This window comes from Devosia geojensis (assembly GCF_000969415.1).
Classification (GTDB): Bacteria; Pseudomonadota; Alphaproteobacteria; order Rhizobiales; family Devosiaceae; genus Devosia; species Devosia geojensis.
This window is the reverse complement of sequence record NZ_JZEX01000199.1, coordinates 1-20,877: the sequence shown is the minus strand read 5'-3', so window position 1 is coordinate 20,877 and position 20,877 is coordinate 1. Positions and strand designations below refer to the sequence as shown.

Genomic DNA, 20,877 nt, shown 5'->3' with positions numbered 1-20,877 from the left:
ACAAGGCTGGACGGGCGGCCGCGACGTTTGCAGCCATGCCGGTTGCATTCGCTTGAGGCGTCGGGCTTACTGGTCAGGCCGGAATCGGCCACGGGGAACGGGCGAAAGCCATGAGCGGAACTCAGCGCCAAGAGGAACTGGAGGCGGCGATCGCGCGCCTCGACGGAGCCATCGGGCGGCTCGATACGAGCCTCGAGCATCTGCGGGCCCGCATGCGCACGCTGACGCGCATCGAGGTGGACACCCGCCAGCTCATCAACGAGCGCGCCAAGCTCGCTTCCGACCTCGACAAGGCGTCGGCGCGGGCCAAGCGCCTCGACGACAGCGCGCACGAAGTGTCGCGCCGGCTGGTCGAGGCCATGGAGACCGTGCGCGCGGTCCTGGCCAAATAGGGGAGTGGCGCCAAGTGCCCGAGGTCAATGTCGAGATCAATGGCCGCAAGTACCGCATGGCATGCGAGGAGGGCCAGCAGCAGCACCTCATCGATCTTGCCGACCGCTTCAACGCGCAGGTCGAGGGGCTGAAAGGGGCGATCGGGGAGATCGGCGACGGGCGCCTGACGGTGATGGCCGGCATCGCCGTGCTCGATGAGCTGGCCGAATCCGAACGGCGCATCGCCGCCCTCGAGCAGCAGGTGGCCGAACTGACCCGCGCCGGCGAGGCGCTGGCCGAGGAGATCGACCAGATCGAGGGGCGGCTTGCCGGCAAGCTCGGCGAGGCCGCGGCAAAGCTCGAAGCGGTGGCCGGAGCCATCGACGAGACCGCGGGGCAGATTCCGCAGGCATGATTGGCAAAGTTTGCCAATTTTTGCTATTCTCCGGTGCAAAGGAGAATAGCCATGGCCACCATGAACATCTCGCTGCCCGACCAGATGAAGGACTGGGTGGATGCCCAGGCCAAATCCGGCAAGTACGGCAACGCCAGCGACTATGTGCGCGACCTCATCCGGCACGATCAGGAGCGGACGGAAAAGATCGCCGAGTTCCAGCGACTGGTGCAGGAGGGGATCGATAGCGGTATGACCGACTATACGATGGAAGATATCCGCCGCATGGCACGCAAGGATCTGGGGCTCGACGATTGAGCCCGCGCTATCGCCTGAGCGCCCAAGCATCGAAAGACATGCGCGCGATATACCGGGAGTCGGCCAATCAGTTCGGTTTGGCTCAGGCCGACAAATATCACGACGGTCTATATGAGGCGATCCAACTGCTCGCCGATTTTCCCGAAGCGGCCCCGGAACGCCACGAACTTCGGCCAGCGATGCGTGCCTATCCAAAGGGCTCGCATCTCATCGTCTATCGTATCGATGCAAGAGGGATCGAGATCATCAGGGTATTTCACCAGAGACAGGACTGGATCAACAAACTCTGATCGCGGCGCCATCCCCTTTGCACGCGACCCTCAATCGTCCTATATCTCGCAGGCTGCCCGGCGCGTGTAGGACCATCATTATCCCCGGGGCCTTATCGATCCTTAAGGGAGCTGTCCCTGACCGGGCCCGTGGGCTCGGACAAACGGCGCCCACCTACTTGTGTAGGTTCCCGGGATCGACTGTCCCACGGCCAGGGCGGCACCGAATTTGCCAGAGCTTGGCTCTTTGTTTTTTACGGCGTCTCGAACCGGAAAAGCGGCCAGGCTTTTCCCGATGACGCTCCAGTACGACCGGACCGGCAGCCGCCCATGGTGGAGGACGACATCGAACGCGCCAAGGCGGCGCTGCGGGTAAAGGCCCATGAGAAGCGCGCTGCGCTCTCTGCTTCGGCGCGCGCCGAAGCCGCTCAGGCAGCCTGCGCGCACTTCTTCGATGGCATCGCGCTCGCCGGGGAGGAGGTCGTCGCCGCCTATTGGGGAATCCGCGACGAGATGGATTGCCAGCCGATCCTGGTCAGGCTCATGGACAGCGGGCAGCGCGTGTGCCTGCCGGTCGTCACCGGCGACGGCGAGCCGCTGGAACTGCGTGTCTGGGAGGATGGAGCGCCGCTCTATCCGGCGGGCTTCGGCACGCTGGCGCCCGAGGATCTGGCGCCCACGGCTGAGCCGGACGTCATCATCATGCCGCTTCTGGGGTTCGACGATCGCGGCACGCGACTGGGCTATGGCGGGGGTTACTATGACCGCACGCTCGCCGGGCTGGCGAGGAAACCGCGATTGGTCGGCCTCGCCTTCGCCGCCCAGAAGCTCGACCATATCCCGCGCGAGGCTCACGACATCCCGCTCGACGCCGTCGTGACCGAGGCCGGCGTCATTCATTTCGGCCCGGGCCAATGAGGCTGCTGTTTCTCGGAGACGTCGTCGGCCGGGTCGGGCGCGACGCGGTGGCCGATCGCCTGCCCGGCCTCATCGAACGGCTGAAGCTCGATTTCGTCGTCGTCAACGGCGAGAACGCCAGCCATGGCCGCGGGCTGACCGAAAGCCACTTTGCCGGTCTCAAGGACGCCGGCGCCGATATCGTCACGCTCGGCGACCATGCCTTCGACCAGCGCGAGACGATCACCTTCATCGAGCGCGAGCCGACCCTGCTGCGCCCGATCAACTTCCCGCAGGGCACGCCCGGACGCGGCGCCATGCTGGTCGAGGGGCGGCGCGGACACCGGGTGCTGGTGGTCAACGCGCTCGGGCGCGTGTTCATGAACCCGATCGACGATCCGTTCCGCGCCGTCGAAGCCGCCATCGCCGCCTGTCCGCTCGGCGAACAGGCCGACGCCGTCGTCGTCGATTTCCATACCGAGGCGACCTCGGAGATCCAGGCGATGGGCCATTTCCTCGACGGTCGCGCCAGCCTCGTCGTCGGCACCCACACCCATATCCCGACCTCCGACCACCGCATCCTCAGGGGCGGCACGGCGCTGATGGCGGACGCAGGCATGTGCGGCGATTACGACTCGGTCATCGGGGTCGATGCGGAAGAGCCACTGAGCCGGTTCCTGACGGGCGTGCCCAATGCGCGCTTCACCCCGGCCGAGGGCGAGGCGACGCTTTCAGGCGTGATGATCGAAACCGACCCGGCGACGGGCCTCGTCCTTCGCGTTGCCCCGCTGCGCTCCGGGGGAACGCTCGCACAGACGATACCGGACTTCTGACGCGTGTTCCGTTCGGCTTTATTTTTGCCGTTCGGGGCCCTATAAGGCCGCCAAATCCACTCGTCAGCAAGTCGACCGAGGACCTATGGCCGGCCATTCACACGCCAAGAACATCATGCATCGCAAGGGCAAGAGCGATGCGATCCGTTCCAAGATCTTTTCCAAGCTCGCCCGCGAGATCACCGTCGCGGCCAAGCTCGGCGTGCCCGACCCGGCGATGAATGCGCGCCTGCGCCTGGCGGTCGCCAACGCGCGCGCCCAGTCCATGCCCAAGGACAACATCGAGCGCGCCATCAAGAAGGCGGCGGGCAGCGACAGCGAAAACTACGAGGAGATGCGCTACGAGGGCTACGGCCCGGGTGGCATCGCCGTCATCGTCGAGACGCTGACCGACAACCGCAACCGCACCGCCTCGAACCTGCGCTCCTATTTCTCCAAGAACGGCGGGGCGCTGGGGGAGACCGGCTCGGTCTCCTTCATGTTCGACCGGGTCGGCGAGATCTACTATCCGGCGAGCGTCGGCGATGCCGACAAGGTGATGGAAGCGGCGATCGATGCCGGTGCCGACGACGTCGAGAGCGACGAGGAAGGCCACACCATCTACACGACCTTCGAGGGCATGAGCGAGGTCGCCTCGGCGCTCGAGAAGGCGCTTGGCGAGGCCGAATCGGTCAAGGCCATCTGGAAGCCGCAGAACCTGACGCCCGTCGACGACGACAAGGGCACGACGCTTTTGAAGCTCATCTCGATCCTCGAAGAGGACGACGACGTGCAGGACGTCTATGCAAACTACGACCTCAGCGACGAGGACGTGGAGCGCCTGTCGGCCTGAGGGCCTGGTGCCTTTGACCACAATCCGCAGCTATCCACCGGGTCATCCCCGCGAAAGCGGGGACCTCTGTTACTCGACACGGCTACACAAACGGCGGTTCCCGCTTTCGCGGGGATGACCTGGCGGGGAATACTAGGGAGCGGCCACCGGCGTTGGAGAATCCTCACGCCGCTTTGGTCAGCGCGATGCAGTCGCGTCCGTTGCTCTTGGCCATGTAGAGGCGCTCGTCGGCGAGCCGATAGATATCCTCGTAGGCGGCGGGTTTGGAAAAGCTGATGCCGCCTATGCTGACCGATAGCGGGCAGGGCATGCCCGATGGCGTGAAGACGAGGGCGGCTATGGCGTGCCGCACCCGTTCGGCGATCTCGTCGACCTTGGCATGGCTGGCCTCGGCGAGGTAGACACCGAACTCCTCCCCGCCGAGACGCCCGACGAGATCGCTCTTTCTCACATTCGCGCGGATGACGTCGGCGATGCGGCGCAGCGCCTCGTCGCCGGCCTGGTGGCCGAAGCGGTCGTTGACGCGCTTGAAATCATCGGCGTCGACCACGAGCAGGGCGCCGGTCCCGCCGGCCGACGCGGGGCTTACCAGGTCCGCTTCGACCTTGCGGGTGAAGGCCCCACGGTTGAGGCAGGCGGTCAGCCAATCGGTCTCGGCCATTACCTGCAGCTGCCGGTTGGCATGGCGAAGCTGCTCATGGCGCACCGAGAGATAGAACATCATCGGGCCGCCGAGCAGCGCCGGCATGACCACGGCGGCCGCGAGACCGGGCAGGTTGATGCCTTGCGAGAAGACCTCGAGAATGATGTTGGAGGCGATCACCGAGACGGCAACGGAGACCAGTGTCAGCACTCCGGTGAAGCGCCTGATGCGGCGCCATGCGGCCGGCGGAAGTTTCGTGCTGATCTCGTACAAGTCGTGCCTCTCCTGATTCCGGCGCGAGGCTAGGGCGAACCGGTTGAAGAAGAGCTTCCCCCAACGGTTGCAAGTTTACTGATCCACAGATCTCGTTGCCGCTTTGTTCACTTTCGTCTTGGTAGGCTCGTTCGGCAAGCGTAAGAGGGGGCATGGGCGAAGTCGTGCGAATCATGGGGATAGACCCGGGGCTGCGGCGGTGCGGCTGGGGGGTGATCGAGGCCGAGGACAACCGGCTGCGGTTCGTCGCGTGCGGTACGTTGACGCCGCGGACGGACGCAGGGCTTGCCGAACGGCTGGCCGAGCTCAACGCGGGGCTCTGCGAGGTGCTCGACAAGTTCCTGCCGCATGAGGTGGCCGTCGAGGAAACCTTCGTCAACCAGGGGGTCCGTTCGGCGCTGATCCTGGGGCAGGCGCGGGGCGTCGCCCTGATGACGCCGGCGGCGCGGGGGCTTCCCGTGGCCGAATACGCGGCCAATCTCGTCAAGAAATCGGTGGTCGGCACCGGCCATGCCGAGAAGGCGCAGATCGGGCTGATGGTCAAGATCCTGCTGCCGACGGCCGACTTCAAGGGCGCGGATGCGGCCGACGCGCTCGCCATCGCCATCTGCCACGCCCATCACAGGGTTTCCGCGCGGCGCGCGAGGGTCATTGCATGATCGGCAAGCACGATGATCGGTAAGCTCAAGGGTCTCGTCGACAGCTTCGGGGAAGACCATGTCCTCATCGATGTCGGAGGGGTCTGCTACGAGGCCTATTGCTCGGGCAAGACCCTGCAGGCCCTGCCGCGGGTCGGCGAGGCAGCGGTCGTCTTCATCGAAACCTATGTGCGCGAGGACATGATCCGCCTCTTCGGCTTTGCCAGCGAAGCCGAGAAGGCCTGGTTCAACATCCTGATGACCGTGCAGGGGGTGGGCGCGCGCGTCGCCCTCGCCATCCTCTCGGCGCTGACGCCCTCTGAACTGTCGAGCGCCATCGCCCTGCAGGACAAAGCGATGGTCGGCCGCGCCAACGGCGTCGGCCCGAAGCTTGCCCAGCGCATCGTCACCGAACTCAAGGGCAAGGTGCCGGCCATCGGCGCCGTCGATGCGGGCGTCCTCGGTCTGCAGGCGGCGCTGGGCGAAGGTATCGCCGGCGGCAACGTTGCCGATGCCGTCTCGGCGCTCACCAACCTGGGTTATTCCAGTGCGCAGGCCTCGGCGGCAGTGGCGCGGGTGGTCGCCAAGGAAGGCGAGGGGACGGCGACGGAGCGGTTGATCCGGCTGGGGCTCAAGGAGTTGAGTGTGTAGTTCCTTGCGCTGGCGCGTATTCCTTACTAAACTTAATTGTAAGGAATAGATTGGATGTAAGAATGCCAGTGACTCGGAAGGAATCTTTCTTCGGTCGAATGACCAGCAAGGGCCAGACGACCGTGCCCAAGGAAGTGCGGGAAAAGCTGGGGCTGAGCGAGGGGGCGCAAGTGGAGTGGATCGTCGAGGACGGCAAGGCGACGGTGAAACCGCGGACGCGGCGGGCGGTCGATTTGATCGGCTTGCTCGGTAAGCCGCCGAATGGCCGGCATGTGACCATCGAGGAAATGGACGAGGCGATAGCCGAGGCGGTTGCCGAGCGTTTTGAGCGGTCGACGCAAGAATGATTGGTGTGGATACCAACCTTCTTGCGCGCCTGTTCGTGGACGATGATCCAAGTCAGCAGGAGGTTGCGGGTGCCTTCTTCGCCAGAAGATCACTTGACGATCCTGCCTATGTCAGTCTGGTTGTTGTTGCCGAGTTCGTGTGGCTGCTCGGCAAGACATACGACTATTCCAAGCAGAGTATTGCGCTGGCCTTGACTGCTCTGCTCGAAAGCCCCGATTTCGTCATTGAAGGCCGGAATCTGGTCGAAGAGGCGTTGAGGATGTCGGAACAACCCAAAGTGGGCATCGTCGACGTCCTGATTTCGCGCATCGCCATGCGTGATGGCTGCGTTGCAGTGGCCACATTCGACAAGCAAGCTGCCAAACGTGTGCCCGGAATGGAACTCCTCGCGTGACCTCCCTCACCTCCGCCTCCGCCGGCCGCGACGATCAGCTCGACGTCTCGCTGCGGCCCTCGGGGTTCGCCGATTTCATCGGGCAGGCGGGCGCGCGGGCCAATCTCGAGGTGTTCATCGAGGCGGCCAGGCAGCGCGGCGCGGCGCTCGACCATGTGCTCTTCGTCGGCCCGCCGGGGCTCGGCAAGACGACGCTGGCCCAGATCATCGCCAAGGAGCTGGGGGTGGGCTTCCGCGCGACCTCCGGCCCGGTCATCGCCAAGGCGGGGGACCTGGCGGCGCTCCTCACCAACCTCGAAGAGCGCGACGTGCTCTTCATCGACGAGATCCACCGGCTGAACCCGGCGATCGAGGAAGTGCTCTATCCGGCCATGGAGGATTTCCAGCTCGATCTCATCATCGGCGAGGGGCCGGCGGCGCGCTCGGTGCGGATCGACCTCGCCAAGTTCACCCTCGTCGGCGCCACCACCCGCGCCGGTCTCCTGACGACGCCGTTGCGTGACCGCTTCGGCATTCCGGTGCGGTTGAATTTCTATACGCCCGAGGAGTTGGTGCAGATCGTCGAGCGCGGGGCGCGGCTCATGGGCATGCCGATGTCGCAGGATGGGGCGATGGAAGTCGCCCGCCGTTCGCGCGGCACGCCGCGCATCGCCGGGCGGCTCCTGCGGCGCGTCACCGATTTCGCCCTCGTCGATGGCGCCAAGGAGATCACCAGCACCGTCGCCGACAAGGCGCTGTTGCGGCTCGATGTCGATGCGCGCGGGCTCGACCAGCTCGACCGGCGGTATCTGACCACCATCGCCGATTTCTACGGCGGCGGACCGGTCGGCATCGAGACCATCGCGGCCGCGCTCTCCGAGCCGCGCGACGCCATCGAGGAGATCGTCGAGCCCTACCTCATCCAGCAGGGCTTCATCCAGCGCACCCCGCGCGGACGCCTCCTCACCGCGCTCGCCTTCCAGCACCTGGGTAAATCGGTGCCGCAGGGGTTCGTCGGGCTGCAGGCCAGCCTTTTCGAAGAGCAGGAGGACGAATGAGCGAGCGGTGGGTGCTGAGCTTTCCCTTGGGAGGGCGGAGGTTCAACTATCGGGTCGCCGCCGTCATCGTCGTTGACGGGCATGTGTTGGCCTCGCGCGAGGATGACGATGACTACATGATGCTGCCCGGCGGGCGGGTCGAGCTCGGGGAGGCCAGCGCCCTCTCGCTCGAGCGTGAGATCGCCGAGGAGCTGGGCATGCCGGGCACCGTGGGCGCGCTTCTTGCGACTTCGGAGAATTTCTATCATCGGGCCGGAGAGGATTTCCACGAGATCGGCCTCTTCTACCGCGCGACGCTCCCGCTGCACGCGGTTCCGGACGGCAAGGCGCCCTGGCTGGTGCGCGAGGACGAGGGCCATCTCCTCCACAATTACTGGCTGCCGCTCGCCGGCGATGCGCTGGAGCGCATGAACCTCCTGCCGCGCTGGCTGCCGACGTTCCTGCGCAACCTGCCGGCGAACCCGGCGCATATCGTTTTCGACGAGCGTGTGGAGGCCGCCCAGTGACGGCGGCGTCGGACCGCATCGCCGATACCCTGAAGCTCAGCCGGCCGGCGCATTCGGCGCTCGCGGCTGCCGGGATCGTGACCTATGCCGACCTGACAAAATGGACGCGCAGGCAGGTCGCCGACCTTCACGGCGTCGGGCCGAAAACCTTCGTCTTCCTCGAGCCGGCGATGAAGGCGCGCGGGGTAGGCTTCAAGGCATGAGCGCGCATCGTTTTTCCGTGCGCGTCTACTACGAGGACACGGATTTTTCCGGCAATGTCTACCATGCCGCGTATCTGAAGTTCTTCGAGCGCGGGCGCACCGAGTTCCTGCGCGATCTCGGCATCCATCACTCCGAGCTCGTCAAGGACGGCATCGCCTTTGCCGTCAGGGCCATGACCATCGATTTCGCGGCGGCCGCGCATATCGACGATCTCCTCACGGTGGTTACGCAGGTTGGTGCCTTCACCGGCGCGCGGCTGACCCTCCGGCAGACAATTCTGCGTGAAGAGACGACGCTGACCAGCGCCGAGGTCACGGTCGTCGCCATCAAGGTCGGAGGCGGAGCGGCGCGCATGCCGGCGGAGCTGCGGGCGCGCCTTGCCGCGGACGTCGAACGCTAAAGAGGGGCGGCGAGCCCCTCTCTCGCCTGGGTCAGGCTACATCGCGCCGCCCGTCATCACCTGGCCGCGGATCTCGCCGTCCGGATACTGCTCGGTGTGGATGTTGAAATACCACATGCCGCCCTGCAGATCCGTCGCCTGCTCCTCGGTCAGCGTCGCCGAACCCTCGATGGGGCTGGCGAGGTCGCCTTCGATCGGCACGACCGGGCCGGCGTTCTCCTCGGGGCTGGCCGGCCCGTGGAAGTGGGCGGCGGTCGCCTCGCCGGTCAGGCCTTCATAGGTGATCGTCCAGGTCAGCTCCATGGTCTCGGTGTCGAAGGTGCCTTCGAGCGTGCCGGTGCCGGCGCTGTCGTTGGCGGGCACCTCGGCGGCGCCGGTGAGTTCGGCGTGGAGATTGACGGTTTCGGCCCGGGCGGCGCCTGCCGCAAGCAGAACTGCGGCGAGCGCGATGCCTGCCGCGGGCATGAAGCGGGTGGTCATGATGTCTCCTCCTGTTGGATCGGAACGCATCGGCGTTCCACTGCGACAACGGTTTCGCCCGGCCCGTCGTTCCTCATGACAACAACGTGATGATGCGGGTGGAGACCCTTTTTTAACCAGTTGTTGACCATGATCGGCCCATAGGGATAACGCCCGCGAGAGGTCCGGAAATCCGGGGGTTTTCTCTTAAATTTGACAAATTTCGACCGCATCGGGACCGCTCTGGCTCAACAGGCAATGGTGGCCGAGCCGAAAAGGATCACTCAATGGAAGCGATGGATGCCGTGGGTCAGGTGGCGACCCACACCGACCTGTCGATCTGGGGCCTGTTCTGGGCCGCCGACATCGTCGTCAAATCGGTCATGCTGGGGCTGCTGGCGGCCTCGATCTGGTGCTGGGCGATCATCGTCGACAAGACCGTGCACTATCGCCGCGCCAAGTCGGAGATGAACCGGTTCGAGCGCCTGTTCTGGTCCGGCCAGTCGCTGGAAGAGCTCTACCAGGCCCAATCGCAGCGCACGAGCGGCGGGCTTGGGGCGATTTTCGTTGCCGCCATGAAGGAGTGGAAGCGCAGCCACGAGCAGAACGCGGCCTCCTTCATCGGCGTCCAGGCGCGGCTCGAGAAGGTGCTGGACGTCGCCATCGCACGCGAGAGCGAGACCCTCGAGAAGCGCCTGAGTTTCCTGGCGACCGTCGGCTCGGCCGGCCCCTTCATCGGCCTCTTCGGCACGGTCTGGGGCATCATGAACGCCTTCACGGGCATCGCCCAGGCCTCGAGCACCAACCTTGCGGTCGTTGCCGGCCCCATCGCCGAGGCGCTGTTCGCCACCGCCATCGGCCTTGTCGCGGCGATTCCCGCGGTCATCGCCTACAACAAGCTCTCGTCTGACGCCGGCAAGATGATCGCGCGGCTCGAGGGCTTTGCCGATGAGTTCTCGACGATCCTGTCGCGCCAGCTCGAAGCCAGGAGCACCCGCTGATGGGTATGTCGGCAGGCGGCGGTGGAGCTGGCGGCGGCCGGCGCCGGGGACGGCGCGGGCGTCATTCGGGCGCGCTGATGAGCGAGATCAACGTCACGCCGATGGTCGACGTGATGCTGGTGCTTCTCATCATCTTCATGGTGGCGGCACCCCTGATGACGGTCGGCGTGCCGATCGATCTGCCGCAGACGCAGGCGCGCGAATTGAATTCCGAGACGCAGCCGATCACCGTTTCGGTGACGCCCGATGGGCTCATCTACATCGAGAACGAGCAGATTCCCTATGAGAACCTTGCCGCCGTCGTCAACGAGCGGGCGGGCGGCAATACCGAGGAGCGCGTTTTCGTTCGCGGCGACACCACCGCCAACTACGGCTCGGTGATGCGGGTCATGGGGCTGTTGTCGGGCGCGGGCTATTCGCGGATCGGGCTCATCACCGAGCAGGAACCCAGGTAAAAACGTGAGAACGGGCCTTGCAGTATCGGTCACGGCGCATGCGCTGCTGCTGGCGGTAGGGCTCATCACCTTGGCGCCGAGCCGCCATCTCGAGCCGCCGGTCGTCGAGGCCATCGCGGTCGACCTGGTGCCGATCGAGGAGTTCTCCAACATCCGCGTCGGTTCGCTCGAGAGCGAAGTGGTCGAGACGCAGACGCCCTCGCCCGTGCAGTCCGAGGAGCCGCCGGAACTGGCGCGCCCCGCCGGCAATACGCAGGAAGACCAGCCGACCCCGCAGGACACCCCGACGCCGAGCCCGCGGCCGGTGGAGAACACGGCCCCCGCGCCGCCGGCGCCTCCCACGCCCGAACCGCAGCCGACGCCGGAACCCGAACCCGAGCCGGCTCCGCAGCCCGAGCCCGAGCCGGAACCGACGCCGCAGCCACCGACCCCGGCGACGCGCCCGCAGCCGGCCCCGCAACCCGAGCCGGAACCTGCCCCGGAGCCGGGGCCCGAACCCGAACCCGAGCCGGAACCTGTGCCCGAACCCGAGCCGCAGCCCGCCCCGGAACCGGAACCCGAACCGCAGCCCGAACCCGAGCCCGAAGCGCCGGCCAATGTCGCGCCGCAGCCGGCCATGCGCACCGCCTCGCTAGACCAGCGGCGGGCCGAGTTCGCGCGTGCCGAGGAGCAGCGCCGCCGCGAAGAGGAAGAACGCCGCCGCCGCGAGCAGGAGGAGCGCGCCCGCGCTGCGGCAGCCGCGCAACAGCCGAGCCCGACTCCGACGAACACGCGGCCGGCCGACGATATTTCCGCCATAATCAACCAGGAAACCTCGCGCGGCGGCACGACGGGCCAGGGCGGCTCGCCGACGCTGGGCGACACCACCGGCACCTCGGCGCGCCTCAGCCGGTCGGAGATCGACGGGCTGATCGGGCAGATCAAGCAGTGCTGGTCGCTCCTGCCTGGCGAGATCGACTCGGGACTTTCGGTGCGCCTGATGGTCTCGCTCAACCAGGACGGGACCGTTTCGGGCACGCCGCAGGTGCTGGAGGCCGACAGCTCGCCGCTCGGCGGCTCGATGGCGCGGGCGGCCCAGCGCGCGGTGATGCAGTGCGGGCCCTACCGGCTGTCCTCGGCCTCCTACGACCAGTGGCGGCAGATCGACGTCACGCTGCGGCCGTAACATGAGGAGCGTGCAGTGGATATGCGGTTCCTTCCACCGGTCATCCCCGCGAAAGCGGGGACCTGCGTTTCGAACGGACCGGACAAGCAAACAGGGGTTCCCGCTTTCGCGGGAATGACCCTGAGAATGAAGTAAGAGGGTGCAGACCCGCCCCGCATGATTAGAATTGTCGCATTTGCGGAAGACAACAGAAGCAAAAGACGAGCGAATGCGCATGATGGAGACCAAGATGACCCTTTTGACCCGGCGCAATGCCATCAAGCTCGGCCTCGTCGGCGGCGCAGCCCTCGCCGCGAGCCCGGCCTTCGCCCAGCTGCAGATCGTCGTTGAGGGCGCGAACTTTCAGCCCCTGCCGATCGCCATTCCCGATTTCGCCTCCTCGGACCCGACCTTCGGGCGCGAGGTCGCCGAGATCGTCAGGAACAATCTGCGCCGCTCCGGCCTCTTCCTGCCGCTCGATCCGGCCTCGCTCCCGGTGCGGGTCGGCGACGTCAACGCGCAGCCCGACTTCGCCTCCTGGCGGGCGGTCAACGTCGATGGCGTCGTCATGGGCGCGGTCGAGCGCGGGGCGCAGATCACGGCGTCGGTGCGCGTGTGGGATACGGCCCAGGCCGTGCAGGTGGTGGGCAGGCAGCTGGGCACCGACGCCCAGAGCTGGCGGCGCATCGGCCACATCATCTCGGACTCGATCTATGAATCGCTCGCCGGCGAGACCGGCTATTTCGACACCCGCGTCATCTACGTCGCCGAAAGCGGACCCAAGGCCAACCGCGTCAAGCGGCTGGCGATCATGGACCAGGACGGGGCCAACTCCCAGTATCTCACCCAGGGCAACAGCCTGGTGCTGACGCCGCGCTTCTCGCCCAACAACGATCTCGTCGCCTACATGAACTTCGACGGCGGCAACTGGCAGGTCTACCTGCTGCAGCTCTCGACCGGACAGCAGCAGCGGCTGGGCTCCTTCGGACAGATGAGCTTTGCCCCGCGCTTCTCGCCCGACGGGCGGCGCGTGGTGTTCTCAGTCGAGCAGGGGGGCGCCACCAACATCTACGCCCTCGACATCGGCGGCAGCCAGCCCATGCAGCTGACCTCGGGCGCGGCCATCGACACCAGCCCCTCCTATTCGCCGGACGGCAGCCGCATCGTCTTCGAGAGCGACCGCGGCGGCTCTCCCCAGCTCTACATCATGGGTGCAGGCGGCGGGCAGGCGCAGCGGATCAGCTACGGGCAGGGCAGCTATTCGACGCCGGTGTGGTCGCCCAAGGGCAACCTCATCGCCTTCACCCGCCAGTCGGGCGGGCAGTTCTCCATCGGCATCATGAACCCGGACGGCTCGGGCGAACGGCTCCTCACCTCGAGCTACCATGCCGAGGGGCCGACCTGGGCGCCCAACGGGCGCGTCATCATGTTCTTCCAGGATCCCGGTGGCAACGACGGGCCGCGCCTGCACTCGGTCGACATCTGGGGCCGTAATCCCCTGACCGTCCCGACGGACAGCTTCGCCTCCGACCCCGCCTGGTCGGCGCTGCGGGCGTAAGGACGCACCGGGGCGCCTCACCTTGTGGAAGGGGGGAGCTTATGCCACGAAGTCGCCCACCCACAGGCTGTCATCCCGGCGAAAGCCGGGACCTAGTACACGCTGGTTAGGCGACTCTTGCCGGGGATCTGCAACGCAACTTCTGTGTCAGGAGCCGAAGCGGCGCCGTTTACTGGGTCCCGGCTTTCGCCGGGATGACAGCCTGTAGAGAACATGGCGCTGTGCCTCCTTAACCCTACCCTCTCGCATCACATTCCTGTTGCCCGCCGGCAACATCACGAAAAAGCCCCGTTTCCCGCCACATTCGCGCCTGAATAGGCAACAATTAACCAAGCGGGCAAACCCGGCCTTAACACTGAACACGGTAAACACCGGTTCAAAGAGTTTAGCTTTCAGGAGCCTCACCCGGATGCCGATCGTTGCACCCATTTCCGGGGTTTTGCGTTTTTTCGCGCTGACCCTCCTCGTCGTCGCGCTCGCCGCATGTTCGCGCGCCCCCAACACGATGCCCACCGGCGTCGGCAATGTCGGGGCAGGCGCCGCCACGCCCGGCAGCCAGCAGGAGTTCCTGGTGAGCGTGGGTGACCGCGTGTTCTTCGAGACCGATTCCTCCTCGCTCACCGCCGAAGCCTCGGCGACCCTCGACAAGCAGGCCGCCTGGCTCAACCGCTACGGCAACTACCGCATCATGATCGAAGGCCATGCCGACGAGCGCGGCACGCGCGAATACAACATCGCGCTCGGAGCCCGGCGCGCCTCGGTGGTCGTCAATTACCTCGTCTCGCGCGGGGTCGCGGCCAACCGCATCCAGAGCCAGTCCTTCGGCAAGGAGCGGCCGGTGGCCATCTGCAACGATATTTCCTGCTGGAGCCAGAATCGCCGCGCGGTGACGGTCGTCCAGTAGGCTCGAGTTCGGTCCAGAAGGACCGCCGATCCAGCGGAAAACTGGAGGCAGGAGCGCCGGGGCCGCGTAGGTGGTCCCGGCGCTTTCTTTTGTGGGGCGGCCGCCCAGGTCGACGCGTTGGCGCAAAACCGATGCGCCTTACGCGACACCAAAGCACCAAAATTTGCTTTTATGGCGCGGCTCTGAACACGCACAGTGCGGGTGGCGTCATCCGCAGCAATTGGAGGCTCGATGTGAACTTGGAATTCAAACGCAAACCGGTGCGGATGCGGCTTGCCGCGCTCGCCGCGGGGCTGGCGCTCGCCGCGCCCGCGCTCGCCTTCGAGGCCGCGCCCGGCCTGCCGCCGGCAGGTATCGGAGGTGAGCGCATGCTCGTCGCCCAGACCCAGGAATCGGCGCAGCTGGCCGTACGCATCCAGCAGATGGAAGAGCAGATGCGCGTGCTCAACGGGCAGATCGAGGGACTGACCTTCCAGATCACCCAGATGCAGACGCTGATCCAGCGCATGCAGGAGGACAACGAGTTCCGCTTCCAGCAGCTCGAGGGGGGCGCCCCCGCAAACCCTAACGGGGCGGCGACCCAGCCCGGGGGCGCAACGCCGCCCGCGGGGTCGCCGCCGGACGAGCAAAACGTCGCGCCCACCATCATTCCCGAGCAGGGGGTCCGGCCCCTGCCGGGCGAGCAGGAATTCGATCCGACCTTCGACGACGGCTCGACCGCGACGCCGCCGGGCGATGCCGGCATGACCGGAGGCGGCGCCATGCCGTCTCCGGACGTCGGCGATTCCGCCGACCCGCTGATCGGCACCGGGGACGGGCGCACGCCGGCCATTCTGGGCGAGCTGCCGGTCGCGCCGGGTTCGGCCGGCACGCAGCCGCTGGACCTCAACCTGCGCCCGGGCATGGATACCGGCGATCCCGACGCCGACGCGCAGTTCTCGGCCGCCTACGATGCGCTGCAGCGCGGCGAGACCGAGTTCGCCGAGGACCAGTTCGGCCAGTTCGTCGAGCTCTATCCCGACAATCCGCAAGCGCCGGACGCGGCCAACTGGCTGGGCGAGGCGCTCTTGGCGCGCGGCGCCAACCAGGAAGCGGCCGAGGTGCTGCTCAACGCCTTCCAGGCGGCGCCCGAAAGCCCGCGCGCGCCGGATATCCTCTTGCGCCTCGGCATCGCGCTGGCGCGCTCCGAAGAACGCGAGACCGCGTGCCGCACCTTCAACGAGATCCCCCAGCGCTTCCCCGCCATCACCGACGCCTTCCGGGCGCGGCTCGAGACGGAGAAGGCCACCGCCGAATGCCCGCCGGCCTGACCCCGCCGCTCACCGACGACGCCGCGCTCGGCAGGCTCTTTGCGCCGGTCGCCGACCGATCCTGCCTCGGCCTTGCCGTCTCGGGCGGCGCCGACAGTCTTGCGCTGATGCTGCTGGCGGTGCGCTGGGCCGCGGCCCTGCCCAAGGCCCCCAGGCTCATCGTCTACAGCGTCGATCACGGCTTGCGGGCGGAGGCGGCCGGCGAGGTCGAGTTCGTCCTCGCCGAGGCGGCCAAGCTCGGCCTGCCGGCGCGCGGCCTCGCCTGGCGCGAGGGGCATCCGGCGAGCGGCCTGCAGGAGGCGGCGCGCGCCGCGCGCTACCGGCTCATCGGCGCTGCCATGGCCGAGGACGGGGGCGAGGTGCTGCTCACCGCCCACCACCGCGACGACCAGGCCGAGACGGTGCTGATGCGCCTCGCCCACGGCAGCGGCATCGAGGGCCTCAAGGGCATGGAGTCGTTCTCGGCAGTCGAGGGCGTGCCGATCTTCCGCCCGCTGCTCGACGCCGATCCGGCGGACCTTGCCGCGCTCGTCGCCGAGGCGGGGCTGGCGCCCGTCGTCGATCCCTCCAACGCCGACACGGCCTATGAACGCGTGCGCTGGCGCGCCATGCTCGGGCCGCTGAGGGAGCTCGGCCTCGACGGTGAAACGCTCGCCCGTTTCGCCCGCCGCATGGGGCAAGCCGACAAGGCGCTCGCCGAGATCGCCGAAGCCGCCTTCGAAAGCCTCGTTCTCCTCGACGGGTTCGGCGCCGCGCGGCTCGACCGCGCCGCGTTCCGGGCGCTTGCGCCGGCCATCGGCATCCGCGTGCTCTCGCGCGTCCTCAATATCGTGGGCGGCCGCCAGCGCCCGCGCGCGCTTTCGCAGGTCGAGCGGCTCGCCGAGGCGCTTGCCGCCCCCGGTGCCGTCAAGGCGACGACGCTGCTCGGCTGCGTTATCCGGGCCGAGGAGGAGGCGATCTCGATCGCGCGCGAGCCGGGCCGGCGGGCTCCCGCCGATCTCGTCCTCGCGCCCAACGGCGAGATCGTCTGGGACCAGCGCTTCCTCATCCGCAACGCCTCGTCCGACACGGCCTTCACCGCCGGGGTCGCCGACTACCTGCCGCGCCTCCGGCTGCAGGAGGTGCTGGGCTTCAAGGTCACCGCCCCCGCCGAGGCCATTCGTACCGCGCCGATCGTGCGCGACGGGGAGGGGGGCGTGCTCTCGCTCGGCGGCTGGTCGTTCGACGAGCGGATCGCGGTGAAGCTGCTGATCGATTGAGCGCCACGCGCTCGGGAACCTCCTGCCCTGAGCTTTGCGTTAACCGGAAAGTGACGCAAAGCTGGACGCCGGCGCGAAAGGGCCGCAGGTCTTGCCCTTGTAACGCCCGAATGCTGGTCATACATTCGGGCCAACAGCCGGGCTCGAGGAGTCCGGCGCCCCTCCCGGGACGGAACTCTTGATGAACGGAAATTTCCGCAACTTCGCCATCTGGCTGGTCATCCTCTTCATGCTGATGGGCCTCTTCCAGGTCTTTCAGTCCTCGACCCGTTCCATCTCGGTGATGGACAAGAGCTACAGCCAGTTCGTCACCGACATCGAGGCGGGCAGCGTCCAGGCCGTCACCATCACCAACAACATCGTCTCGGGAACGCTGCGCGACGGCACGCGCTTCCAGACGATCATCCCGGACGGGGCCGACGTCATCAACCGCCTCGAGGACCGGAACGTGTCGATCACGGCGCGCGAGCCGGAAGGCTCGCCCTTCTGGTCGATCCTCTTGTCCTCCTGGCTGCCGTTCATCGTCATCATCGCCGTCTGGTTCTTCTTCATCCGTCAGATGCAGGGCGGCGGGCGCGGCGGCGCCATGGGCTTCGGCAAGTCGCGCGCAAAGCTTCTGACCGAAACCCAGGGCAAGGTGACGTTCGAGGACGTCGCCGGCGTCGACGAGGCCAAGCAAGACCTGGAAGAGATCGTCGAGTTCCTGCGCGATCCGGGCAAGTTCCAGCGGCTGGGCGGGCGCATTCCGCGCGGCGTGCTGCTGGTCGGCCCTCCGGGCACCGGTAAGACGCTGCTCGCCCGCTCCGTCGCCGGCGAAGCCAACGTGCCGTTCTTCACCATCTCGGGCTCCGACTTCGTCGAGATGTTCGTGGGCGTCGGCGCCAGCCGCGTGCGCGACATGTTCGAGCAGGCCAAGAAAAACGCGCCATGCATCATCTTCATCGACGAAATCGACGCGGTCGGCCGCCAGCGCGGCGCCGGCCTTGGCGGCGGCAACGACGAGCGCGAGCAGACCCTGAACCAGCTCCTCGTCGAGATGGACGGCTTCGAGGCCAATGAGGGCATCATCCTCATCGCGGCCACCAACCGTCCCGACGTGCTCGATCCGGCGCTGCTGCGTCCGGGCCGTTTCGACCGCCAAGTCGTGGTGCCCAATCCCGACGTTTCCGGCCGCGAGAAGGTTTTGAAGGTCCATGTGCGCAAGGTGCCGCTGGCGCCCGACGTCGACTTGAAGATTCTCGCCCGTGGCACGCCCGGGTTCTCGGGCGCCGACCTGATGAACCTCGTCAACGAGGCCGCCCTGATGGCGGCGCGCCGCAACAAGCGGTTCGTCACCCACCAGGAATTCGAGGACGCCAAGGACAAGATCATGATGGGCGCCGAGCGGCGCACCATGGCGATGACCGACGATGAGAAGAAGCTGACCGCCTATCACGAGGCCGGCCACGCCCTCATCGCCTTGAAGCTCACCGGCATCGATCCGATCCACAAGGCGACGATCATCCCGCGTGGCCGGGCGCTGGGCATGGTCATGACCCTGCCCGAGAACGACAGCTACTCGTTCAGCCGCGAGAAGGCCATTTCCCGGCTCGCCATGCTTTTCGGCGGGCGCGAGGCCGAGATCTACAAGTTCGGTCCGGAAAAGGTCACCAGCGGCGCGTCCGGCGACATCCAGATGGCGACCAACCTGGCGCGCTCCATGGTCATGGAGTGGGGCATGAGCGAGAAGCTCGGGCGGGTGCGCTACAAGTCCAACGACCAGGAAGTGTTCCTCGGGCACTCGGTGACCCAGTCCCAGCACATGTCGGACGAGACGGCGCGGGTGATCGACGAGGAGGTTCGCCGCCTCGTCGAGGATGGCGAGCGCACCGCGCGCGAGCTCATCACCGGCAACATCGACCAGTTCGAGGCCATCGCCCAGGCGCTGCTCGAATACGAGACGCTGACCGGCGACGAGCTGCGCGCCCTGATGGACGGCAAGCCTCCGGTGCGCCCGGACGATGCCGACGCCTCGCCCATCAAGCATTCGAGCGTGCCGAGCGCCGGCAAGTCGAGCCGCAAGCGCCCCGGCCCCGAGCCCGAAGGCGGCCTCGAGCCGCAGCCGGGCAGCTAGAATACGAAAAGGCCGCCTCCGGGCGGCCTTTTCTTGTTCTGAAGGTTTGCCTCGCTGAAGGCCCCCTAACCCCGTTAACCCGACCCTATCGATTTTCCGCCCAAAATGGGTATTAACGCTCGCAAGCGCCTGTTTCGCATCGGCGCCCGGGCTGCGCTATAATGCGCGCCGTTCTGTTGAGAGGCTTCCCGATGGGCAGGAAATATTTCGGAACCGACGGTATCCGGGGCAAGGCCAACGGGCCCAAGCTCACGCCTGATCTGGCCATGAAGGTCGGCATGGCCGCCGGCCTCAAATTCGTCAATGGCGACCACCGCAACCGCGTCGTCATCGGCAAGGATACGCGCCGGTCCGGCTACATGATCGAATATGCGCTTGTCGCCGGGTTCACCGCGGTCGGCATGGACGTCTACCTCCTCGGCCCGATGCCGACGCCGGCCGTCGCCATGCTCACCCGGTCGCTGCGCGCCGATCTCGGGGTGATGATCTCGGCTTCGCATAATCCCTACGAGGACAACGGCATCAAGCTCTTCCGGCCGGACGGCTACAAGCTCTCCGACGATGTCGAGGCCGAGATCGAAAAGCTCATCGATTCCGATCTCTTGCCCAAGCTTGCCCAGGGCCGCGACATCGGGCGCGCCTATCGCGACGACGAGGCGCGCACGCGCTACATCGAGTACGCCAAGCGCACCCTGCCGCGGAACATGGACCTGACCGGCATCCGCGTGGTGCTCGATTGCGCCAACGGGGCCGCCTACAAGGTCGCCCCGCTCGCGCTCTGGGAGCTGGGGGCGGAAGTCATCACCATCGGCGTCGAGCCGGACGGCTTCAACATCAACCACAAGGTGGGCTCCACCGCTCCCGAGGCGGTTGCCGCCAAGGTCAAGGAGATGCGTGCCGACATCGGCATCGCCCTCGACGGCGACGCCGACCGCGTCATCATCATCGACGAGAAGGGGCAGGTCGTCGACGGCGACCAGTTCATGGCCGTCATCGCCCAGAGCTGGCTGAAGCGCAACATGCTGATCGGTGGTGGGATCGTCGCCACCATCATGTCCAATCTCGGGCTCGAGCGGTACCTGTCGTCCATCGGCCTGACGCTGGAGCGCACCCAGGTCGGCGACCGCTACGTGCTCGAGGCCATGCGCGCCAAGGGGTTCAACGTCGGCGGCGAGCAGTCCGGCCACATCATCCTTTCCGATTTTACCACCACCGGCGACGGGCTCGTTGCCGCGCTGCAGCTCCTCTCGGTCATCAAGGAGGAGGAGCGCTCGGTCTCCGAGATATGCTCTCGCTTCGAGAAGGTGCCGCAATTGCTGCGCAACGTGCGCTTCAAGGCCGGCAAGCCGCTCGAGGACAAGACCATCAAGAAGCTCATCGCCGAGAGCCAGGCCCGCCTCGGCACCGCCGGGCGTCTCGTCATCCGCGAATCGGGCACGGAACCCGTCATCCGCGTGATGGGCGAAGCCGACGACGCGGCGCTCGTCACCTCCATCGTCGCCGAGATCGAGGCGGCGATCCAGCAGGTGGCGTGAGGGCTTTTCCGGCTGCGCGTGGATGACACCGGGGCTGGATCCAGGATTTCGCCGGGATGACAGCCGGTGGGGTGGACGATTGTGTCACACGCACATGCCTGCCCCTCCCCTCAAGGGGGAGGGATTGGGG

The 20,877-nt window shown here is 66.7% G+C and carries 26 protein-coding genes and 1 other RNA gene; 25 read left to right on the top strand and 2 right to left on the bottom strand.

The annotated features are described in order from the left end of the window. Positions 1-110: 110 nt before the first annotated feature. The 8 genes from VE25_RS21005 (at position 111) to VE25_RS20975 (ending at position 3,915) form a co-directional block, all read left to right on the top strand. The gene (locus VE25_RS21005; RefSeq protein ID WP_052732137.1) at positions 111-392 is read left to right on the top strand and encodes a DUF4164 family protein; all 282 of its coding nucleotides are present in this window, start codon (positions 111-113) and stop codon (positions 390-392) included. Positions 393-406: 14 nt separating this feature from the next. Then, on the top strand, positions 407-787 hold the full coding sequence (locus VE25_RS21000; protein ID WP_046110634.1) for a cell division protein ZapA: 381 nt from the start codon (positions 407-409) through the stop codon (positions 785-787). 51 nt (positions 788-838) lie between these two features. Beyond that, positions 839-1,084, top strand: coding sequence for a type II toxin-antitoxin system ParD family antitoxin (locus VE25_RS20995; RefSeq protein WP_046110633.1), 246 nt, complete (start codon positions 839-841; stop codon positions 1,082-1,084). Next, positions 1,081-1,374, top strand: a complete 294-nt coding sequence (locus VE25_RS20990; protein ID WP_152664701.1) for a type II toxin-antitoxin system RelE/ParE family toxin — start codon at positions 1,081-1,083, stop codon at positions 1,372-1,374. Before VE25_RS20995 ends, VE25_RS20990 begins: the two co-directional genes overlap by 4 nt. Positions 1,375-1,421: 47 nt before the next feature. Continuing rightward, positions 1,422-1,579: non-coding RNA, 6S RNA (ssrS, locus tag VE25_RS22555), on the top strand. A gap of 104 nt (positions 1,580-1,683) precedes the next feature. Further along, positions 1,684-2,271, top strand: coding sequence for a 5-formyltetrahydrofolate cyclo-ligase (locus VE25_RS20985; protein WP_046110631.1), 588 nt, complete (start codon positions 1,684-1,686; stop codon positions 2,269-2,271). Then, positions 2,268-3,083 carry a TIGR00282 family metallophosphoesterase gene (locus tag VE25_RS20980; protein ID WP_046110630.1) on the top strand — a complete coding sequence of 272 codons (816 nt, stop codon included), beginning with the start codon at positions 2,268-2,270 and terminating at the stop codon, positions 3,081-3,083. The genes VE25_RS20985 and VE25_RS20980 overlap by 4 nt, the downstream gene beginning before the upstream one ends. A gap of 85 nt (positions 3,084-3,168) precedes the next feature. Continuing rightward, entirely contained in the window at positions 3,169-3,915 is a 747-nt protein-coding gene (locus VE25_RS20975) for a YebC/PmpR family DNA-binding transcriptional regulator (RefSeq protein WP_046110629.1), read from the top strand. A gap of 163 nt (positions 3,916-4,078) precedes the next feature. On the opposite strand, the gene VE25_RS20970 is transcribed toward VE25_RS20975, so the two are convergent. Next, complete coding sequence (locus tag VE25_RS20970; protein ID WP_152664700.1) at positions 4,079-4,831, bottom strand: GGDEF domain-containing protein; 753 nt, start codon at positions 4,829-4,831, stop codon at positions 4,079-4,081. Between the two features lie 152 nt (positions 4,832-4,983). Between VE25_RS20970 and ruvC the strand changes: the two genes are divergently transcribed. From ruvC to ybgC, 8 genes are all read left to right on the top strand, one after another. Next, a complete protein-coding gene (gene ruvC / locus VE25_RS20965) occupies positions 4,984-5,490 on the top strand; it encodes a crossover junction endodeoxyribonuclease RuvC (RefSeq protein ID WP_046110628.1) in 507 nt (168 codons plus the stop codon). Positions 5,491-5,502: 12 nt separating this feature from the next. Then, entirely contained in the window at positions 5,503-6,120 is a 618-nt protein-coding gene (ruvA, locus tag VE25_RS20960) for a Holliday junction branch migration protein RuvA (RefSeq protein WP_046110627.1), read from the top strand. A gap of 98 nt (positions 6,121-6,218) precedes the next feature. After that, the gene (locus VE25_RS20955) at positions 6,219-6,467 is read left to right on the top strand and encodes an AbrB/MazE/SpoVT family DNA-binding domain-containing protein (protein WP_052732136.1); all 249 of its coding nucleotides are present in this window, start codon (positions 6,219-6,221) and stop codon (positions 6,465-6,467) included. Positions 6,468-6,472: 5 nt separating this feature from the next. Further along, entirely contained in the window at positions 6,473-6,862 is a 390-nt protein-coding gene (locus tag VE25_RS22125; protein ID WP_160300012.1) for a type II toxin-antitoxin system VapC family toxin, read from the top strand. Then, the gene (ruvB, locus tag VE25_RS20945; RefSeq protein WP_046110625.1) at positions 6,859-7,899 is read left to right on the top strand and encodes a Holliday junction branch migration DNA helicase RuvB; all 1,041 of its coding nucleotides are present in this window, start codon (positions 6,859-6,861) and stop codon (positions 7,897-7,899) included. The genes VE25_RS22125 and ruvB overlap by 4 nt, the downstream gene beginning before the upstream one ends. Continuing rightward, on the top strand, positions 7,896-8,405 hold the full coding sequence (locus VE25_RS20940) for an NUDIX hydrolase (protein WP_046110624.1): 510 nt from the start codon (positions 7,896-7,898) through the stop codon (positions 8,403-8,405). Before ruvB ends, VE25_RS20940 begins: the two co-directional genes overlap by 4 nt. Beyond that, entirely contained in the window at positions 8,402-8,608 is a 207-nt protein-coding gene (locus tag VE25_RS20935; RefSeq protein ID WP_046110623.1) for a helix-hairpin-helix domain-containing protein, read from the top strand. Before VE25_RS20940 ends, VE25_RS20935 begins: the two co-directional genes overlap by 4 nt. Further along, positions 8,605-9,009, top strand: a complete 405-nt coding sequence (gene ybgC / locus VE25_RS20930; RefSeq protein ID WP_046110622.1) for a tol-pal system-associated acyl-CoA thioesterase — start codon at positions 8,605-8,607, stop codon at positions 9,007-9,009. Before VE25_RS20935 ends, ybgC begins: the two co-directional genes overlap by 4 nt. Before the next feature lie 36 nt (positions 9,010-9,045). Here ybgC and VE25_RS20925 read toward each other — a convergent pair whose 3' ends face one another. After that, complete coding sequence (locus VE25_RS20925; RefSeq protein ID WP_201776130.1) at positions 9,046-9,489, bottom strand: CHRD domain-containing protein; 444 nt, start codon at positions 9,487-9,489, stop codon at positions 9,046-9,048. 275 nt (positions 9,490-9,764) lie between these two features. On the opposite strand from VE25_RS20925, the gene tolQ reads away from it, so the two are divergent. The 9 genes from tolQ (at position 9,765) to glmM (ending at position 20,747) form a co-directional block, all read left to right on the top strand. Next, the gene (tolQ, locus tag VE25_RS20920; RefSeq protein ID WP_046110676.1) at positions 9,765-10,469 is read left to right on the top strand and encodes a protein TolQ; all 705 of its coding nucleotides are present in this window, start codon (positions 9,765-9,767) and stop codon (positions 10,467-10,469) included. Then, positions 10,469-10,924, top strand: coding sequence for a protein TolR (gene tolR / locus VE25_RS20915; RefSeq protein ID WP_046110621.1), 456 nt, complete (start codon positions 10,469-10,471; stop codon positions 10,922-10,924). Before tolQ ends, tolR begins: the two co-directional genes overlap by 1 nt. A gap of 4 nt (positions 10,925-10,928) precedes the next feature. Next, positions 10,929-12,089 (top strand): cell envelope integrity protein TolA, encoded by a 1,161-nt coding sequence (tolA, locus tag VE25_RS23130; protein WP_052732134.1) that lies wholly within the window; start codon positions 10,929-10,931, stop codon positions 12,087-12,089. Between the two features lie 229 nt (positions 12,090-12,318). After that, positions 12,319-13,626: a Tol-Pal system beta propeller repeat protein TolB gene (tolB, locus tag VE25_RS20905; RefSeq protein ID WP_046110674.1), complete on the top strand. Its 1,308-nt coding sequence runs from the start codon at positions 12,319-12,321 to the stop codon at positions 13,624-13,626. 409 nt (positions 13,627-14,035) lie between these two features. Continuing rightward, positions 14,036-14,530: a peptidoglycan-associated lipoprotein Pal gene (pal, locus tag VE25_RS20900; RefSeq protein WP_046110620.1), complete on the top strand. Its 495-nt coding sequence runs from the start codon at positions 14,036-14,038 to the stop codon at positions 14,528-14,530. A gap of 233 nt (positions 14,531-14,763) precedes the next feature. Next, positions 14,764-15,840, top strand: a complete 1,077-nt coding sequence (gene ybgF, locus VE25_RS20895; RefSeq protein ID WP_046110619.1) for a tol-pal system protein YbgF — start codon at positions 14,764-14,766, stop codon at positions 15,838-15,840. Then, a complete protein-coding gene (gene tilS, locus VE25_RS20890) occupies positions 15,825-17,099 on the top strand; it encodes a tRNA lysidine(34) synthetase TilS (protein ID WP_052732132.1) in 1,275 nt (424 codons plus the stop codon). Before ybgF ends, tilS begins: the two co-directional genes overlap by 16 nt. Before the next feature lie 181 nt (positions 17,100-17,280). Further along, positions 17,281-19,212 carry an ATP-dependent zinc metalloprotease FtsH gene (ftsH, locus tag VE25_RS20885; RefSeq protein WP_046110618.1) on the top strand — a complete coding sequence of 644 codons (1,932 nt, stop codon included), beginning with the start codon at positions 17,281-17,283 and terminating at the stop codon, positions 19,210-19,212. Positions 19,213-19,403: 191 nt separating this feature from the next. After that, positions 19,404-20,747, top strand: coding sequence for a phosphoglucosamine mutase (gene glmM / locus VE25_RS20880; RefSeq protein ID WP_046110617.1), 1,344 nt, complete (start codon positions 19,404-19,406; stop codon positions 20,745-20,747). Positions 20,748-20,877: the final 130 nt, after the last annotated feature.

Coding starts and splice junctions, on each gene's coding strand:
- ruvA (WP_046110627.1), top strand. CDS start 5,503: ATGATCGGTAAGCTCAAGGGTCTCGTCGACAGCTTCGGGGAAGACCAT.
- VE25_RS20940 (WP_046110624.1), top strand. CDS start 7,896: ATGAGCGAGCGGTGGGTGCTGAGCTTTCCCTTGGGAGGGCGGAGGTTC.
- ybgC (WP_046110622.1), top strand. CDS start 8,605: ATGAGCGCGCATCGTTTTTCCGTGCGCGTCTACTACGAGGACACGGAT.
- tolR (WP_046110621.1), top strand. CDS start 10,469: ATGGGTATGTCGGCAGGCGGCGGTGGAGCTGGCGGCGGCCGGCGCCGG.
- VE25_RS21005 (WP_052732137.1), top strand. CDS start 111: ATGAGCGGAACTCAGCGCCAAGAGGAACTGGAGGCGGCGATCGCGCGC.
- ftsH (WP_046110618.1), top strand. CDS start 17,281: ATGAACGGAAATTTCCGCAACTTCGCCATCTGGCTGGTCATCCTCTTC.
- VE25_RS20925 (WP_201776130.1), bottom strand. CDS start 9,489: ATGACCACCCGCTTCATGCCCGCGGCAGGCATCGCGCTCGCCGCAGTT.
- pal (WP_046110620.1), top strand. CDS start 14,036: ATGCCGATCGTTGCACCCATTTCCGGGGTTTTGCGTTTTTTCGCGCTG.
- VE25_RS20985 (WP_046110631.1), top strand. CDS start 1,684: ATGGTGGAGGACGACATCGAACGCGCCAAGGCGGCGCTGCGGGTAAAG.
- VE25_RS20975 (WP_046110629.1), top strand. CDS start 3,169: ATGGCCGGCCATTCACACGCCAAGAACATCATGCATCGCAAGGGCAAG.
- VE25_RS20980 (WP_046110630.1), top strand. CDS start 2,268: ATGAGGCTGCTGTTTCTCGGAGACGTCGTCGGCCGGGTCGGGCGCGAC.
- tolB (WP_046110674.1), top strand. CDS start 12,319: ATGACCCTTTTGACCCGGCGCAATGCCATCAAGCTCGGCCTCGTCGGC.
- VE25_RS20995 (WP_046110633.1), top strand. CDS start 839: ATGGCCACCATGAACATCTCGCTGCCCGACCAGATGAAGGACTGGGTG.
- glmM (WP_046110617.1), top strand. CDS start 19,404: ATGGGCAGGAAATATTTCGGAACCGACGGTATCCGGGGCAAGGCCAAC.
- tilS (WP_052732132.1), top strand. CDS start 15,825: ATGCCCGCCGGCCTGACCCCGCCGCTCACCGACGACGCCGCGCTCGGC.
- VE25_RS20955 (WP_052732136.1), top strand. CDS start 6,219: ATGACCAGCAAGGGCCAGACGACCGTGCCCAAGGAAGTGCGGGAAAAG.
- ruvC (WP_046110628.1), top strand. CDS start 4,984: ATGGGCGAAGTCGTGCGAATCATGGGGATAGACCCGGGGCTGCGGCGG.
- tolQ (WP_046110676.1), top strand. CDS start 9,765: ATGGATGCCGTGGGTCAGGTGGCGACCCACACCGACCTGTCGATCTGG.